The organism is Flavivirga spongiicola, assembly GCF_030540825.1.
In the GTDB taxonomy this organism is placed as follows: domain Bacteria; phylum Bacteroidota; class Bacteroidia; order Flavobacteriales; family Flavobacteriaceae; genus Flavivirga; species Flavivirga spongiicola.
In genome coordinates this window covers 952,394-968,523 of sequence record NZ_JAUOEO010000001.1, presented here as the reverse complement: position 1 = coordinate 968,523, position 16,130 = coordinate 952,394, and the positions used below count along the sequence as shown (strand labels likewise).

Genomic DNA, 16,130 nt, shown 5'->3' with positions numbered 1-16,130 from the left:
GTGTTCAGTGTTCAGTTTTACTTAGCGGCTTTGCGTCTTTGCGAGAAAATAAAAGATACAAAAACTAAAAACCAAATTCCAAAAATTTAATTTCCCAACAACCAACAACCAACAACCAACAACCAACAACCAACAACCAACAATTAACAACCACGTTACAACTCTTTAATGTCCTTCCGTAATTTATCTAAAGCACCATAAATACGTTTTTCAACTGCTTTAGTAGAAATGTCTAAAAGTTCTGCAATTTCCTTAAAACGTTTTCCTTCAACTCTATTCATCATAAAAGCAACACGCTGTGCTTCGGTTAAATTAGCCAGTGCTTTTTGTAGCTTATCGTTATATTCATTCTCCTGCATTATAAATTCAGGACTCTCATTGGTAGACATTTTAGGTTTGATTTGCCGATGCTTTAAAACAACTTTTTGGTGTGCTGTTTCATTTAGCATTAAATTATTGGCAGTAGTAAACACAAAACTTTTTGCCTTCTCTGGAGAAATCTTTGCACAGTTTTCCCAAAGTTTAACAAAAGCTTCCTGCACTTTGTCTTTCGGGTTTAGCAGTTCGCCAAACTTATAGTATAGAAAGTTATGTAAATCTTTAGAATGTTTATTAAAAATGGAGGAAAATATACGCTCTTCGCAAATGTTTTCATGTAGTTGTTTCGTCATGTATTATTGGTGGTTAGTGCAGCTAAATTAAAAAAAAAGAAAACACAGGGTAGGAATTTTTAAAGTTATCCTGTTTTATATTCAAAAAGCTATGTTTAACCCAAAATTAAATATCATGAAATCTAAAATGAGAACATTATTACTAATACCTTTTTTTGCCTTTTTATTATTCACTTCATGTCAAGACGAAGTAATAGATATTACACCGCCTGCTGAAAGTGAAGCTCTTGTTGCTAATTCTACGCTAACAAGTTTTATTAGCGCCACGTCTGCTAAGGACGGATCTGCGGATAACATTATTGATAAAGCAAGTTGTTTGTCTGTTGAATTACCAGTAACCGTTATTGTTAATGGTCTTGAAATTATTATTGATTCTAAAGAAGATTATAAAGTCATTGAGGCGATCTTTAATAAGTTTGAAGATGATGATGACAAACTAGAGATTGTTTTCCCTATTACTATTGTTCTGGCCGATCACTCAGAGATTGTTCTTAATAATCGTGAAGACCTAGAAAATTTAATCGAAGAATGCAGAGGTGAAAATGAAGCGGATGATGATATTGAATGTATTGATTTTCAATACCCAATATCTTTTTCAGTTTATGATACATCATTTCAAGTTATAGATGTTATCACCATTGAAAATGATAGAGAATTACACCGTTTCATCAAGCGTATAAAAGAAGGCGATGTTTTCGCGAGTCTTAATTTTCCTGTGACTATGATTTATGCAGATGGTTCTACTACTGTTGTAAATAATAATGAAGAATTAGAAAGCACTATTAGAGAAGCAAAAGATACTTGCGATGAAGATGATGATAATGATTATGGTGATGACGATTTTACTAAAGAGCGTTTAGATGAGTATTTAAAAATATGCCCTTGGGTTGTTCATGAGTTTAAAAGAAATAATCAGGATAATACTGCAGAGTATAAAGAGTATGCTTTAAACTTTAAAGAAGATAATGTTGTTGTAATGCGTGCAAGAGGTGGAGATGTTTTAACAGGAACATGGAGTACTCGTGTAACAGATAGAGGAGCACTTTTAAAGTTAGAATTTGATACACTGGCAGATTTTACTTTAGAGTGGGTTGTGTATGATATTGAATATGGTAAAATTAAACTTTATGAAGTTGGAGGTAACAGAATCATCATGAAGAAAAACTGTGATGTTGTTATAGATCATACTAAGGAAAGAGTTGAAAACTATTTACAAGAATGTTTATGGAGAGTGGCACGATTAAGTGTTGATGGTGCGGATAATGAAAAAGATTATATAGGGACTCCTTTAAAGTTTTTACCAGAAAATGTTGTTAAAATTAGAGTTAACGGTGAGTTAGTTGAAGGAACTTATGAAGTATTAGTAAGAAATGCTGGAATAGGTTTAAGCATTACCCTTGAAGGAAGGCCAGATTTAAAATTAGAATGGCTAATTACATTCTTAGAGCCAGGTTTAATTAAACTTGAAAATGCTAATAATAAAATGATCTTAGAGAGACATTGTCCTAACACTGATGAAGATTTAAATTATATTGATGATGTACTTATTACTGGTGAATGGGAAGTAGCTTTATATGAAGATGGAGATGTAAATAAAACAGAAGAATTCTTTATGTACACTTTAGACTTTATTGAAACGGGTAGAGTAAAAGTAACCGATCCTAATGAGAGTGTTTTTAGCGGGTCTTGGTTATCATATAGAAAAGATGGTTTAAATCTTGGATTGTTTTTCGGAAATAATGCCCCATTTGATGACTTAAACCACAGGTGGAGAATTAAAGAAATCTCTCCTAATAGAATTGAATTAAAAGATTACAATGCCAGTGGTGCAATAGAACGCATATTGGTTCTTGAAAAGAAAGAATAATTATGTTTTTGATTAAAAAAAGGAAAAACTTATCTTTCGGTTAGTTAGGTTAATTAGCTATATTTCCTTTATAAGGCTGTCAAATTATACAATTTGATAGCCTTTTTTTATTCCATTTTTTATAATAAGCCACTTTATTAATACGCTTCAAATCATTAACTTTGCCATTCTTAAAATTAAAAGTAAATTATGTTTAATAATTTAAGCGATAAATTAGATAAAGCCTTACACGTTTTAAAAGGACATGGAAGCATCACAGAGGTTAATGTAGCTGAAACTTTAAAGGAAGTTCGTCGTGCCTTGCTTGATGCCGATGTTAATTTTAAAATAGCCAAAGAATTTACCAAAAGAGTTAAAGAAAAAGCGCTTGGTCAAAATGTTTTAACAACATTACAACCAGGTCAGTTAATGGTTAAAATCGTAAAAGATGAGTTAACTGAACTTATGGGAGGTGATGCAGAAGGTATTAACCTTTCTGGTACGCCAAGTGTTATTTTAATGTCCGGTTTACAAGGTTCTGGTAAGACTACTTTTTCTGGTAAACTCGCTAATTATCTTAAAAATAAGAAAACTAAAAAACCATTATTAGTGGCCTGTGATGTGTATCGTCCAGCTGCGATCGATCAATTGCATGTTGTTGGAGATCAAATAGGCGTAGAGGTTTTTAGTGATAGAGGAAATAATGATCCTGTTGCAATTTCTAAAGCAGGTATTGCCCATGCAAAAGCTAATGGATATAATGTAGTCATTATTGATACTGCAGGTCGTTTAGCTGTTGATGAGGTTATGATGACCGAAATATCAAACATTCACAAGGCTATTCAACCACAAGAAACATTGTTTGTTGTAGATTCTATGACAGGGCAAGATGCGGTTAACACTGCAAAATCCTTTAATGATGTATTGAATTTTGATGGTGTTATACTAACAAAATTAGATGGCGATACTCGTGGTGGTGCGGCAATCTCTATAAAATCTGTAGTAAACAAACCCATTAAGTTTATTGGTACAGGAGAAAAAATGGAAGCCATTGATGTGTTTTATCCATCGCGTATGGCAGATCGTATTCTTGGGATGGGTGATGTTGTTTCTTTAGTTGAAAGAGCCCAAGAACAATTTGATGAAGAAGAAGCACGTAAACTTCAAAAGAAAATAGCTAAAAACCAATTTGGCTTTGATGATTTCCTGAAGCAAATTCAGCAGATTAAGAAAATGGGGAATATGAAAGACCTTATGGGTATGATTCCTGGTGCTGGAAAAATGATGAAGGATATTGATATTGATGATGATGCTTTTAAAGGTATTGAAGCTATTATTCATTCTATGACACCTAAAGAAAGAAGCAATCCGTCGATTATAAATTCAAGTAGAAAAATACGTATAGGAAAAGGTTCGGGAACTTCTGTTCAAGAAATCAATCAGTTATTAAAGCAATTTAACCAAATGAGTAAGATGATGAAGATGATGCAAGGAGGCGGAGGCAAAAAAATGATGCAAATGATGAAGGGGATGCGTTAGGTTTTTTAAGGACAAAAGACAGAAGACAGAAGACAGAAGAGATTGGAGTTATTTTTAAAACTTCATTAACAACCAATAACAAAGCACCAACAACCAAACACTAAACAATGACAATTTTAGACGGAAAAAAAGTAAGTAATGATATTAAAAATGAAATTGCAGCTGAAGTTCAGAAAATAAAAGACAAAGGGGAAAAAGTGCCTCATCTAGCAGCGATCATCGTTGGTAATGATGGAGCAAGTTTAACCTATGTTGGTAGTAAAGTGAAGGCTTGTGAACGCGTTGGTTTCGAATCTACTTTGGTGCAAATGTCTAATACGACGAGTGAAATAGAGTTATTAGAAAAAATAAAAGAACTTAATGAAAACCCTGAGATTGATGGTTTTATAGTTCAGTTGCCATTACCTCCACAAATTAATGAGCAAAAAATATTATTGGCTGTTAATCCAGATAAAGATGTAGATGGTTTCCATCCTACAAATTTTGGTAAAATGGCTTTAGATATGTCTACTTTTATTCCGGCAACACCATTTGGTATTTTGGAATTGCTAGACCGTTATGGTGTAGAAACCAAAGGAAAACATACCGTTGTTATTGGGCGTTCCCATATTGTAGGTAGACCTATGAGTATCTTAATGGGTCGCAAAGGATTCCCTGGAAACTCTACAGTAACTTTAACACATAGCCATACTAAAAATATCACTCAAATCACATCACAAGCAGATATTATTATTTCAGCATTAGGAGTTCCTAATTTCTTAAAGGCAGAAATGGTTAAAGATGATGCCGTTATCGTAGATGTTGGGATTACAAGAGTTATAGATGAAACCAGACCAAGAGGATATAGAATAGTTGGAGATGTCGATTTTGCTAATGTTAGTCAAAAAGCGAGCTACATTACACCTGTTCCAGGAGGCGTAGGACCAATGACAATTGCTATGTTGCTTAAAAATACATTACTTGCTCGAGAGAGACATAATATATAATATCTTGTCATTCAGAACGTAGTGAAGAATCTTATATTATTTATTGTAAAATCAACCATTATATTATAAGAGACTCTTCACAGCTTCAAAACTACTTAAGAATATTATTTATTATTAGTTACTACAATCTTTTTGTTAAACACCTGATTATTGTCTAAGTTTACTTGTACAATATACACACCGTCACTAAGTGATTTAGTAGAGTAATTGTATGTCTTTTTTGAATCAAGAACTCTTTTGTTCAGGACTTCCTTACCAGCAACATCAAATAAGCTAAAAGCTTTTATGTTTAAAGCATTTGGGTTTGAAATTTTTAATTGAGCAATAGCGTTGTTTTGGAATACCCTTAAGTCCTCCAGATTGACCTCAGTAGTGTTCAGGCTGTTTTCCCCAAAAACAATCTTAAACCGATCTGTGTAATTACCGGTATCAAGATTGATATTAAAATCCTGAGATTTTAAATCTACAAATGTGTTGTTTTCTGTATCATGAAGATAAATAGGCTGATCATTTTCAAAATTCTGAATGTCCGCAATTCTAATTCTAATAAGGGTTTCTTTATTTACTTTAATAGTCAAAGGAATTCTTAGCGAAGGGTCAAAAGGCAATGCTTCGGCCACATAAGGTATGCCATCGATAAACCAAAGCGCATCCGAAGCCAAAGTTTCATCCTCGTTTACCTTAGATTCCAATCCGTAATCAAAACCATCGGTAGCCGAACCATGAAAAGTTTCGACCAGCTGTCTTGTATAGGTATCATTAAAGTCAACATTTAACCTAAAACGCTTGTAATCGCTGGGGACCTTTGAAAAACCATCGGTGGTTTTTTTTGCTTTGTTTTTAGTATTCGAATTTTTAAAAAACTCACTATCAGCATGTGTTTCCTTTATATATATTCTATGGCTGTTTTTTGCTCTAACCACACCTAAAGCTGTGCCTTCGACCATAAACCCTTGTCCGATGGGTATATAGCGTCTAGGGGTTTTACTACCGGTTCCGGTTCCAGCAACATTAATACTGCCATCACCATTATAAGTATTAAAAACAGCAGATATAGAAGTTTCTACAGTACCCGTCGCATTGATAGTATAGGTGGCATACCCTCCATTATAGTCTTTGAGGTGGTGAGAGTTCACACTAGGGTCTTGCTCCCAATATTGTAAAGTACCTGTAATTACGGCAGCGTTTTGCGGATCATGTATATAAGCCAGGGCATCCAAGGCAGAGGGGTATGGATTGCCGACCAATGAAAGCTGGTTGTTATCAACACTCACACTGATGGTACCATTATTGGGTTTTCCTCTAAAGTCGTATCGTTGTGCATCACCAGATCCGACAGTTCCTTTCATGGTAAAGCCTTCCCCAGGGTTTATGGTGGTATTACCCCGTATATGTATCCATTCAGAATATTCATCAGAAGCAATAAACTTCCAGATCCAGTAATCTTCAATGACCAACGGGCTGGAGGTACCGTTATATCCAGGTAAATGGACAACAGTTGCAGGTGTTGAGGTTATAAGGCCGGTCACATCATTAAAAAGCGTAACACCAAAAGGATTATTTACATTATTACTGGTTTTACTACCAATAGGAGAGCACCAATAATTGTATTCGTATTCGCCTACATTACCTTCCTGATAAACACTTAGTTCACCAACACCGGAGTTTCCGGTCACACCGGTACCTTGAATCACTTGCGCTTCACTGCGCAGATACATGCTACTGTTTGTTTCATTTAGATTAATATCATCTTCAACAAAGACAACTTCATCATTTATAAAAACATAAGCATCATTTCTTACTGATAATTGTGAAAAGGATAAATTATTAACAGTAATTAATAGTAATAAAGAGTATAAACGTTTCATAAGATTTGGGATTAGAAAGATTTATAATAAGCATCATTTATGTAGTCATGATACATTCAAATGTAGCGTTTGATTTTTGTGTTTTACAGTTCAAAAACCACGAAATGGAATATATGTCTTCTGAAGAACCTTTTTTGAGGCTTGAATAAATGTAGGTATTGAATAAGTAGTCTTAAATTTACTTTATGCCTCAAAAGCATACGTTTAATGCTTTTACAATGAGAGCTCATCTTGACTTTTTTAGGAAATAGGAAAAGTCAAGATGAGCTCTGAATATAAAAAAATTTAAATCTATGGTAAAAGTAGTTGTGATAGAAGATGAAAGTGTTTCTAGCAATTATATAGTTTCTTTATTAAGTAAATATTGTTCACAAGGATTTAGGGTAGAAAAAGAAATAGATAATATAATTGATGCAGTTTCATGGTTTATTAATAATGATAGTCCAGACTTAATATTTATGGACATCCACTTAAGTGATGGTTTATGCTTTGAAATTTTTAATAAAGTCGACATTAATTGTCCCATAATATTTACAACAGCATATGACGAATATGCCATTAAAGCATTTAAAACAAATGGCATAGACTATTTATTAAAGCCAATTACAGAAAAAGATTTTTATCAGGCTATCATGAAATTTCTGAAAATAAGAAGAGATAAACGATCTCAATTAATAGAAAATGAAAAGGTAAGTCTTTTGAATTTGGATAAGGAAAAACTGTATAAGAAACGGTTTTTAGTAAAGTTAGGTAATAAATATACGCCTCTTAAGGTAGAAGACATTGCTTATTTTTATAAAGATGATATTGTATTTATAAGATCTTTTGATGGTAATAATTATCCAATCAATAACTCATTATCTAGTATTGAAAACTCTATAGACTCCAATATGTTTTATAGAGTCAATAGAAAAATATTAGTAAATATTAATGCCATAGAATACCTTTCTCAATATAAACCTGGCCAATTAGTCCTTAAAGTAAAACCAAAATTTGAGGAACTCATCATTCTGAGTCAGGAAAAATCAAGTCATTTAAAATCTTTATTAAATTAGATTACAAAATCTACTTTTCCCATAAATAAATTGCTTATTTCTTAAAGGGCTATTTGATATAACGAATAAACGAAAGTAAGAAAAACCTTAAAAAACCCAGTAATATCAAGCGATTTCACTTTAAACGTAAAAAAATGCATTTCATGGACTAAATATTTGTGTTCAACACATATGAACCTCAGTATTTTCTCTACTGTGTCTATATTTCGGTATATAACCCCAAAACTTTACAGTTATGAAAACAACCTACATAACAATTTTTAGTCTTTTATTTTCTTTATTAACTTATTGTCAAGTCGGTATAGGTACTACCTCTCCCGATCCTTCATCGGTTTTAGACATAACAAGTACAGACTCAGGGCTGTTAATCCCTAGAGTGTCATTAGCGTCACAAAATGATACATCAACAATTACTGGTACAGAAGCTATAGGGCTTTTAGTTTACAATACGGCTACAATATCTGATGTTACATCTGGTTTTTATTTTTGGAATGGCTCTAGTTGGGATCGTCTTTTTTCTGGTGTTACTTCAGGAACAGGATGGGGCTTATTAGGAAATTCTGGAACTGCAAGTGGAACAAATTTTTTAGGAACTACAGATGGTCAAGATTTAGATTTTAGAACTAATAATGTAATTAGAGCAAGAATTACTACTAAAGGTCAAATAGAAACAGTAAATACGGGAGAATCTGTGTTTCTTGGTTATCAATCTGGTGAAAATGATGATCTAGCTAATAGGCAAAATATATTTGTCGGCTCTAATGCTGGATATTCAAATACTACAGGAACAAGCAATATTGCAATAGGATATTTAGCAATGTATGATAATGTGGGAAATGGTACTGATAGTGATACCGATGATATTGGAGATCGTAATATTGGAATTGGTTCTAGAGCTTTGTTAAATAATTTAGGATCCAGAAACGTAGCACTTGGATATGACTCTATGAGGTATAATACTACAGGTGTAGATAATGTAGCTTTAGGTTATGCTACTTTAGAAGGGTTTGGTAGCACAATGACGGGGTCTAGTAATGTTGCAGTTGGTAGGGGGGTATTATTTTATAACCAATCAGGTAGTGAAAATGTAGGTGTAGGACAGAGGTCTCTTTTAGATAATACCATAGGTAACGGTAATAGTGCTTTGGGATTTAACGCATTGTATAACAATGAAGAGGGAGATAATAATTTAGCTTTAGGCTATCGTGCCATGTTTAGTAACACTGATGGTAGTAATAATGTGGCCGTAGGTTTAAATGCTCTTGTTGCCAACACACTTGGTAGTAGTAATATAGCAGTTGGTGTAGAATCCTTAACAAGTAATTTAACAGGAACAAATAATGTGGCGGTTGGTCAAGAAGCATTACATGATAATACAATAGGAACCAAGAATGTAGCTTTAGGGTTTCAAACTTTATTCGATAATGTAGATGGAACTCAAAATAATGCTATTGGAGATGAAGCTTTACATTATAATATAAGCGGAACTAGAAATAATGGTATTGGGTACCATGCTTTATATCTCAATGACTCTGGAACTGAAAATAATGCCATTGGTAGTCAGGCTTTAGCTAATAACAGTTTAGGCACTTACAATAATGCTATAGGCTCTAGTGCTGCATTAGGCAATGTTGATGGCCATTATAATATAGCCTCTGGATTTGAAGCTTTAAAAGATAACCAATCTGGAGATCATAATGTAGCTATAGGGTTTCAAGCTTTAGCTTCAGCAACGGTTGATAATAATTTAGCTATAGGGAATAATGCATTAGGTAAAACTACGATGGGGACTAACAATCTGGCTTTAGGGTTTGCAACGTTAAGAGAAAATACTTTAGGAGCCAATAATATCTCTATGGGTTTTGAGTCTGGTGTAAATAATACTTTAGGAGCTAATAATATTATCATTGGTTATCGTGCAAATTATAATAATCGAACAGGTGGGAATAGTGTTGTTATTGGTTATGAGGCTGGTTTTGGTTCAGGTCTTACTTCTGTTTTAGGAAACGTGTTTATAGGTCATCAAGCTGGTTATAACGATATTACTTCAAATAAATTATATATAGAAAACTCAAATACTACAGCACCATTAATTGGTGGGGATTTTGCTAATGATAGAGTGGCAATCAATACAGCAATATCAGGAACAACCCATACATTAACAGTAGGCGGAAGTGTAAAAATAAATACCTTATTAAATATTCAACCTGGTACAGCACCAGGAACACCAGTTGAAGGTGATGTGTATTATGATGCAGCTGCACATAAACTAAGAGTTTATAATGGTACTGTATGGCAAGATTTACATTAAAAGACATATCATCATTATATAATGATGCATAGTATATAAATATGAGAAGCTTAATGAAACAGAGGAAAATGATTAATAATGACGAGTCAAAGCTTCTTGGATTAAACCACCCCATTTCTAAATAAATAAATTATGAAGATCATTTACTTAACATTTTTTAGTTTTTTATGTAGCATATTTTCTTATGCTCAAATAGGTGTTGGAACAAATTCTCCTGACGCCTCTTCGGCATTAGATATTTCAAGCTCAGATTTAGGATTGTTAATTCCTAGAGTTGCTTTAACGTCTTTATCAGATTCGTCAACAATAACAGGAACAGAAGTAGAAGGACTTTTGGTATTTAATACGGCAACGGTAGCTGATGTTACTCCTGGGTTTTATTTTTGGGATAGTACAGCGTGGGTACGTATTCTTACGACGCAAACAACTAATATCGACTGGTATACTACAGGAAATATTAGTACGACTAGCGGAACACATTTTTTAGGAACCACAGATAATCAAGAATTAGATATTAGAACTAATAATGTTATAAAAGTAAGTATTACTACAAAAGGGCAAATAGAAGTAAAAAATACAGGTTCAGTATTTCTTGGTAATAATGCTGGTGAGAATACGAAGGTATTTCCTTTTAGACAAAATGTTTTTATAGGAGAATTGGCTGGAACTTCCAATACAAACGGTCAACATCATGTAGCTATAGGGCATAGTGCTTTATATTCAGTGACAACATCAAATCAAAGTGTTGCTATTGGTAATAATGCCTTATATTCAAGTACAGGGGCTACCACTGTGGCTATTGGGCACAACGCCCTAAGAAACTCAACGGTTAATGATAATGTAGCATTAGGCTATTCAGCCTTAGAGACTAATACGTCTGGACTTAGAAATGTTGCTATGGGATCAAGAGCTTTAATAACCAATGATGATGGTGATGAAAATGTAGCTGTAGGGCATGAAGCCTTATATTCAAATGATGGAGGTATAGGTAATACAGCTTTAGGGTTTCATACACTATACAACAATACTAGTGGTGTTAATAACCTAGCATTAGGGCATAATGCTTTAATAAATAATGAAACAGGAAATAGGAATATAGCTTTAGGGAAAAATGCACTCGCCAGTAGCGCAACATTAGGTAGTAATTCAGGAACTGAGAATATAGCTTTAGGTACAAATACATTAGCATCTAATGTAGGTGGAACAACCAATGTTGCAGTAGGAGTTGAGGCATTAAAGAGTAATGTTGGTGGAGAGAAAAATGTGGCCATTGGGTATCAAACCTTAAACAGTAATATTTTGGGGTTACAAAACGTCGCTATTGGAGACCAAGCCATGTACCTTAATGTTGGAACTATATCAACAGGGCGTGACAATCAAGCTTTGGGATACCAAGCGTTGTACTCTAATACGCATGGTAATTTTAATGTAGCATTCGGTAGTCAGTCTTTGTATAGCAATACTACAGGAAATTATAATAACGCTGTAGGAGAAGGAGCTCTATATAATAATACTGATGGAGAATACAATATAGCTATGGGTACAAGAGCATTGTATAGTAATGCATCTGGGAGTTATAATGTAAGTATTGGATATCATGCATTATATAGCAACACATCAAGTCATAATATAGGGCTAGGGCGTCAAGCTATGTACAGTAATACGTCTGGATCCTATAATATAGGGATAGGGTATGATGCCCTATATGGGAATGATTCTGGAGGTTATAATATAGGAATGGGGTATCAAGTAGGGTATCTTAATGCATCTAGTAGTAATAATGTATTATTAGGTAATGAAGCAAATTATAGTAATGTGTCTGGGGCTAATAATGTAATGTTAGGACACCAAGCTGGGCGTAATACTGGTATAGCAGCATCTAAAAATATATTTATAGGTTATCAAGCAGGATTTTCAGAAACTAACTCAGAGAGGTTATATATAGAAAATAGTAACTCTACAACGCCATTAATAGGCGGTGATTTTGCTAGTGATATGTTAGGTATAAACTCTACTATACCAAGTTTAACTCATACATTAAATGTAGGTGGAGACGTTAAAGTAGATACTTCTTTAAACATGCAACCAGCAGTATCAGCACCAGTTGCCCCTTCAGAAGGAGATATATATTATGATGTTACTACACATAAACTAAGAGTTTATAATGGTATGGTATGGCAAGATTTAAACTAATAAATAAAAATAATTATATAAAAAGTATAAAAAATGAAGCTTAACGAGGCAGATAAAAAAATAATAAGATTAAAGAATTTTGAAAGCTCTTTATTGCAACTAAGACACACCATTAGAAGTATAAAGTATGATTACAAAAGAAATATAAAACATGCTTTACTTGATGACAAATTAAAAAAAACTTATAGACAGAAATTAGAAGAGTATACGATCAAAGAATTGAATTATTTAAGAAATATGATTGATAATAGTTTTTAAATAAAATAGACTCGTTTATTATTCCATTGTTTTGTCAGGTAAGATTTTTTGTGTTAAACTTAAATAACTCAGGAAAATGAAAACCAAAAATAAACTCCAAATAAATTTTACATATTCTAGATATAATCTAAGAATTAAAAACCCATTAGATTTATATAATGAGATCGTTTTTTATAAAAGAAGAAATAAAGAAATAGAGAAAAACCTGCAAATCCTAAAAAAGAGGAAAGCAACATTCGAATTACTATTTTCAGTTTTAATATGGATTTCTCTTATTGGTGTCTTAACGTCTACTAAAGTTCATGCTCAATTTAAGCCAAAGGATGTTAGTGATTTAGTCTTTTTCGTTGAAAGTGCTAATATTAGTGAAAGTCATCATGTAGCAACATGCGAATCCGATTTTTGTTTGAATCACCCAAATTCAGAAAGCGCCATAATTACAGAACAGTATTGCGATGTATCAAATAGCTGTGGCGAAGGATGTGTAAGGAGATGGTTAGACCAATCCGATTATATGCCAAGTGGAGGTTTTAACCCACCAGAATATACTAGTGGTAGAAATTTTGGGCAAGATGATAAAGAGAAGCCATGTTATATTAGTAACTGTATAAACGGAAAACCATGTATGAGGGGAGGCCCTGCCTATGGAGACGATGGGATGGGTAATTATAAATTTAAGCAAGATAAATATCTTGAGATAGAAGGCGCAGATGCTATTAGTTTAACGGGCGCATTTTCTGTTTTTCTTTTGGCAAAACCTGCCGACCAAACAACAACAGGGGATTGGTCGTATTTTGGTTTAGGAGCTCATTATGTTACACATAAAGTGTCTAATAATACGATTAAACTTAGAGTTGGAAATACAGTGCCCCCTAGTCCGGTAGTTACTATAACAACACCAAATGCGGTGTTATTAAATCAATGGCAACTGATTGAAATACATAGAGATGTCTCTGGAAATATAACATCATTTATAAATGGAGTCGATACGTCGGTTGCAGGCGCCAATTCGGGGATAGGTACTTTTAAAATAGGATACTTACTATCTAATTTTAAAACCGAGGCTTCACATGGTATTGTTAGTATGCATGGAGACGTAGCTTCTTTTTTAATTTATAATAAAAAGACTTCAGATAGTGAAAACATCAACCTAAGAGCATATTTTGATGTTAATTATTTAGGTAATGTATTAAATACAAAAAGGATATCTTCCATTAATATGCAAATTTTTCCTAATCCAGTTCAGGATTATTTAGAGCTTAAAATTAAAAAGTCAAAGAACTTCTTAGATACATCTAGTGAAGCTTATCCTGTGATCTATAATGTTTTGGGAGAAGAGGTAAGTACGAGTATAGAAAAGACAGAAAAAGGTGACTTGATAAGTTTTTATATTCAATTTAATGATAACATAAATAGCGGTTTTTATTTCGTTAATTTTGGAGGAGACATTGTTAAATTAATTAAAACCTAACACTTATGATTTCTGGAGCAGATGATCTTAACTTATATGTTGATGATTTCTTTAAAACTATTTTTAATACGGCTACAGAATCATGGATTTTAACTGATAAATATGGTGTGGTAAGGATGATTAATCCTACTACAACAGAAATGTTTGGATATGAGCAATCAGAATTAATAGGGCAAAAAATTGAAATTCTTATACCAGCTAAAGAAAGAAAAGAGCACGTAGGATTAAGAGATAATTATATAAAGCACCCTAGAAAAAGGCCTCATGGCATTGGCGTTGAGGTTTTTGCATTACATAAAAATAAAACAGAATTCCCTGTAGAAATTAGCTTAAATCATCATAAGTTTAATAACGAAACATACGCTTTAGCTGTTGTAATTGACATTACTAAAAGAAAAGAAAAAGAACAAAAACTTCAAGAAGCCATATTAGAAAAGGAAAAGTTTAAACAAGACAAAATCAAGTCAGAATTAGAAGTCCTAAAAAATCAGGTTAACCCCCATTACTTCTTTAATAGTTTAAGCGTTTTAGCACCATTAATAAATATTGACCAAAGAAAATCACAAGAGTTTACAGAAAAACTAGCTAGTACCTATCGCTATATTTTAGAAATTAGAGACAAGTTAACCGTTACCGTAAAAGAAGAATTATGCTTTATTAAAGACTATGAGTTCTTACAAGCGGTTCGTTTTAATAATAAGTTTGTTATTAATTACAATGTAGCTAAAAAGGATCTGAAAAAAAATATTGTTCCCTTTGCTTTACAGATTTTAATAGAGAATGTATTTAAACATAATGCACTTTATTTAAATAAAAAATTAATTATATCTATTGCATCTAAAGACGAAGGTATTTTGGTTACAAATAATATTAACAAAAGAATAGATTCCAAGTATAAATCTTTTGGGATAGGGTTAAAAAATATAAATGAACAGTATGACCGCTTATCAGATCTAAAACCTGTTTTTGATGAAAAGAAGGATTTCTATGAAGCGTGGGTCCCTTTTCTAGACTCTAAAGTTGTAGAGTAGATTGCCTAATTAACATTTTAAGAACAATTTAGTAATGATTTTAGAGAACAGGACCTCTCCTGGCTTAAAACAATAATCTCTTCAAATTTAGGACTAACTTTAATCGTTAATTGCCCGGGTTTATATTGAGCAAGGTATTCTATGGCATTAATATTGATTATAATTTTCCGGTTGGCCCTAAAAAAAGTACTGGTGCTTATTGAATTTTCAATGGTACTTAAAGAACTGTTTATTGGGTAGCTATTGCCATTAAAAGATCTAACAAATACAATATCATCTTTGTAGAAATAGGCAATATCTTCAGTTTTTAATGGTGTGTATTTATTACCCAATTTTACTAAAAACCGTTCTTTATTTGTTTTGACACTATTTATTTTTAATGAACCAACTTTTTCATGATATCGTCTTAATTTTAAAAACTTTGATATTGCTTGATCACAAATTTCTTGTGTAATAGGCTTTAGTAAATAGTCAATACTGTTTGTTTTAAATGCTTTAATAGCATATTCATCGTAAGCTGTTGTAAATATTATGGGGCAATTAATGTCTACTTTATTAAAAATTTCAAAGCTGTGACCATCACTTAAATGTATGTCCATAAATACTAAATCGGGCTCGTCATTATTCATAAACCATTTTATGGCACCTAAAACACTTTCTATTTCTGCTTCTATTATAAATGTTTCAGCACAATAATTGTTTAACAAATCAACGATGTGATTACTGGATATAGTTTCATCTTCTATAATTAATGTTCTAATCATAGTTGTTAGTTTTAGAGAGTCATTTTTATGGCTATTAAATATGAAGGTAGTTAGTACTTAATAAGATTATATGTAAATTTATCAGATGGGACTTATATGAGGATTAAAGGGCGTTTCCAGCCTTTATAAGTAGTTTA

Annotated in this window: 12 protein-coding genes; 9 read left to right on the top strand and 3 right to left on the bottom strand. The window is 32.7% G+C overall.

Translation table 11 applies throughout. The features are described from left to right. Positions 1–155: 155 nt before the first annotated feature. Complete coding sequence (locus Q4Q47_RS03565) at positions 156–671, bottom strand: RNA polymerase sigma factor (protein WP_303305284.1); 516 nt, start codon at positions 669–671, stop codon at positions 156–158. Positions 672–786: 115 nt separating this feature from the next. Here Q4Q47_RS03565 and Q4Q47_RS03560 point away from each other — a divergent pair, with 115 nt between their 5' ends. From Q4Q47_RS03560 to Q4Q47_RS03550, 3 genes are all read left to right on the top strand, one after another. Then, a complete protein-coding gene (locus tag Q4Q47_RS03560; protein WP_303305283.1) occupies positions 787–2,538 on the top strand; it encodes a hypothetical protein in 1,752 nt (583 codons plus the stop codon). A gap of 189 nt (positions 2,539–2,727) precedes the next feature. Then, entirely contained in the window at positions 2,728–4,056 is a 1,329-nt protein-coding gene (gene ffh / locus Q4Q47_RS03555; protein ID WP_303305282.1) for a signal recognition particle protein, read from the top strand. Positions 4,057–4,163: 107 nt separating this feature from the next. Further along, the gene (locus Q4Q47_RS03550) at positions 4,164–5,042 is read left to right on the top strand and encodes a bifunctional 5,10-methylenetetrahydrofolate dehydrogenase/5,10-methenyltetrahydrofolate cyclohydrolase (protein ID WP_303305281.1); all 879 of its coding nucleotides are present in this window, start codon (positions 4,164–4,166) and stop codon (positions 5,040–5,042) included. A gap of 104 nt (positions 5,043–5,146) precedes the next feature. Here Q4Q47_RS03550 and Q4Q47_RS03545 read toward each other — a convergent pair whose 3' ends face one another. After that, positions 5,147–6,910, bottom strand: coding sequence for a T9SS type A sorting domain-containing protein (locus tag Q4Q47_RS03545; RefSeq protein WP_303305280.1), 1,764 nt, complete (start codon positions 6,908–6,910; stop codon positions 5,147–5,149). A 293-nt stretch (positions 6,911–7,203) separates the two neighbouring features. On the opposite strand from Q4Q47_RS03545, the gene Q4Q47_RS03540 reads away from it, so the two are divergent. The 6 genes from Q4Q47_RS03540 (at position 7,204) to Q4Q47_RS03515 (ending at position 15,229) form a co-directional block, all read left to right on the top strand. After that, positions 7,204–7,965 (top strand): LytR/AlgR family response regulator transcription factor, encoded by a 762-nt coding sequence (locus tag Q4Q47_RS03540; protein WP_303305279.1) that lies wholly within the window; start codon positions 7,204–7,206, stop codon positions 7,963–7,965. 235 nt (positions 7,966–8,200) lie between these two features. Beyond that, positions 8,201–10,276, top strand: coding sequence for a beta strand repeat-containing protein (locus Q4Q47_RS03535; RefSeq protein WP_303305278.1), 2,076 nt, complete (start codon positions 8,201–8,203; stop codon positions 10,274–10,276). Positions 10,277–10,408: 132 nt separating this feature from the next. Beyond that, the gene (locus Q4Q47_RS03530; RefSeq protein ID WP_303305277.1) at positions 10,409–12,469 is read left to right on the top strand and encodes an autotransporter outer membrane beta-barrel domain-containing protein; all 2,061 of its coding nucleotides are present in this window, start codon (positions 10,409–10,411) and stop codon (positions 12,467–12,469) included. A 33-nt stretch (positions 12,470–12,502) separates the two neighbouring features. Further along, complete coding sequence (locus tag Q4Q47_RS03525) at positions 12,503–12,727, top strand: hypothetical protein (protein ID WP_303305276.1); 225 nt, start codon at positions 12,503–12,505, stop codon at positions 12,725–12,727. Between the two features lie 76 nt (positions 12,728–12,803). After that, positions 12,804–14,198: a T9SS type A sorting domain-containing protein gene (locus Q4Q47_RS03520; RefSeq protein WP_303305275.1), complete on the top strand. Its 1,395-nt coding sequence runs from the start codon at positions 12,804–12,806 to the stop codon at positions 14,196–14,198. A 5-nt stretch (positions 14,199–14,203) separates the two neighbouring features. After that, complete coding sequence (locus Q4Q47_RS03515) at positions 14,204–15,229, top strand: PAS domain S-box protein (protein WP_303305274.1); 1,026 nt, start codon at positions 14,204–14,206, stop codon at positions 15,227–15,229. A 17-nt stretch (positions 15,230–15,246) separates the two neighbouring features. On the opposite strand, the gene Q4Q47_RS03510 is transcribed toward Q4Q47_RS03515, so the two are convergent. Beyond that, entirely contained in the window at positions 15,247–15,993 is a 747-nt protein-coding gene (locus Q4Q47_RS03510) for a LytR/AlgR family response regulator transcription factor (protein WP_303305273.1), read from the bottom strand. Positions 15,994–16,130 lie beyond the last annotated feature (137 nt).

Excerpts from the sequence above, each read along its gene's own strand:
- Q4Q47_RS03510 (WP_303305273.1), bottom strand. The coding sequence starts at position 15,993 with ATGATTAGAACATTAATTATAGAAGATGAAACTATATCCAGTAATCAC.
- Q4Q47_RS03535 (WP_303305278.1), top strand. The coding sequence starts at position 8,201 with ATGAAAACAACCTACATAACAATTTTTAGTCTTTTATTTTCTTTATTA.
- Q4Q47_RS03515 (WP_303305274.1), top strand. The coding sequence starts at position 14,204 with ATGATTTCTGGAGCAGATGATCTTAACTTATATGTTGATGATTTCTTT.
- Q4Q47_RS03540 (WP_303305279.1), top strand. The coding sequence starts at position 7,204 with ATGGTAAAAGTAGTTGTGATAGAAGATGAAAGTGTTTCTAGCAATTAT.
- ffh (WP_303305282.1), top strand. The coding sequence starts at position 2,728 with ATGTTTAATAATTTAAGCGATAAATTAGATAAAGCCTTACACGTTTTA.
- Q4Q47_RS03560 (WP_303305283.1), top strand. The coding sequence starts at position 787 with ATGAAATCTAAAATGAGAACATTATTACTAATACCTTTTTTTGCCTTT.
- Q4Q47_RS03545 (WP_303305280.1), bottom strand. The coding sequence starts at position 6,910 with ATGAAACGTTTATACTCTTTATTACTATTAATTACTGTTAATAATTTA.
- Q4Q47_RS03565 (WP_303305284.1), bottom strand. The coding sequence starts at position 671 with ATGACGAAACAACTACATGAAAACATTTGCGAAGAGCGTATATTTTCC.
- Q4Q47_RS03550 (WP_303305281.1), top strand. The coding sequence starts at position 4,164 with ATGACAATTTTAGACGGAAAAAAAGTAAGTAATGATATTAAAAATGAA.
- Q4Q47_RS03520 (WP_303305275.1), top strand. The coding sequence starts at position 12,804 with ATGAAAACCAAAAATAAACTCCAAATAAATTTTACATATTCTAGATAT.
- Q4Q47_RS03525 (WP_303305276.1), top strand. The coding sequence starts at position 12,503 with ATGAAGCTTAACGAGGCAGATAAAAAAATAATAAGATTAAAGAATTTT.
- Q4Q47_RS03530 (WP_303305277.1), top strand. The coding sequence starts at position 10,409 with ATGAAGATCATTTACTTAACATTTTTTAGTTTTTTATGTAGCATATTT.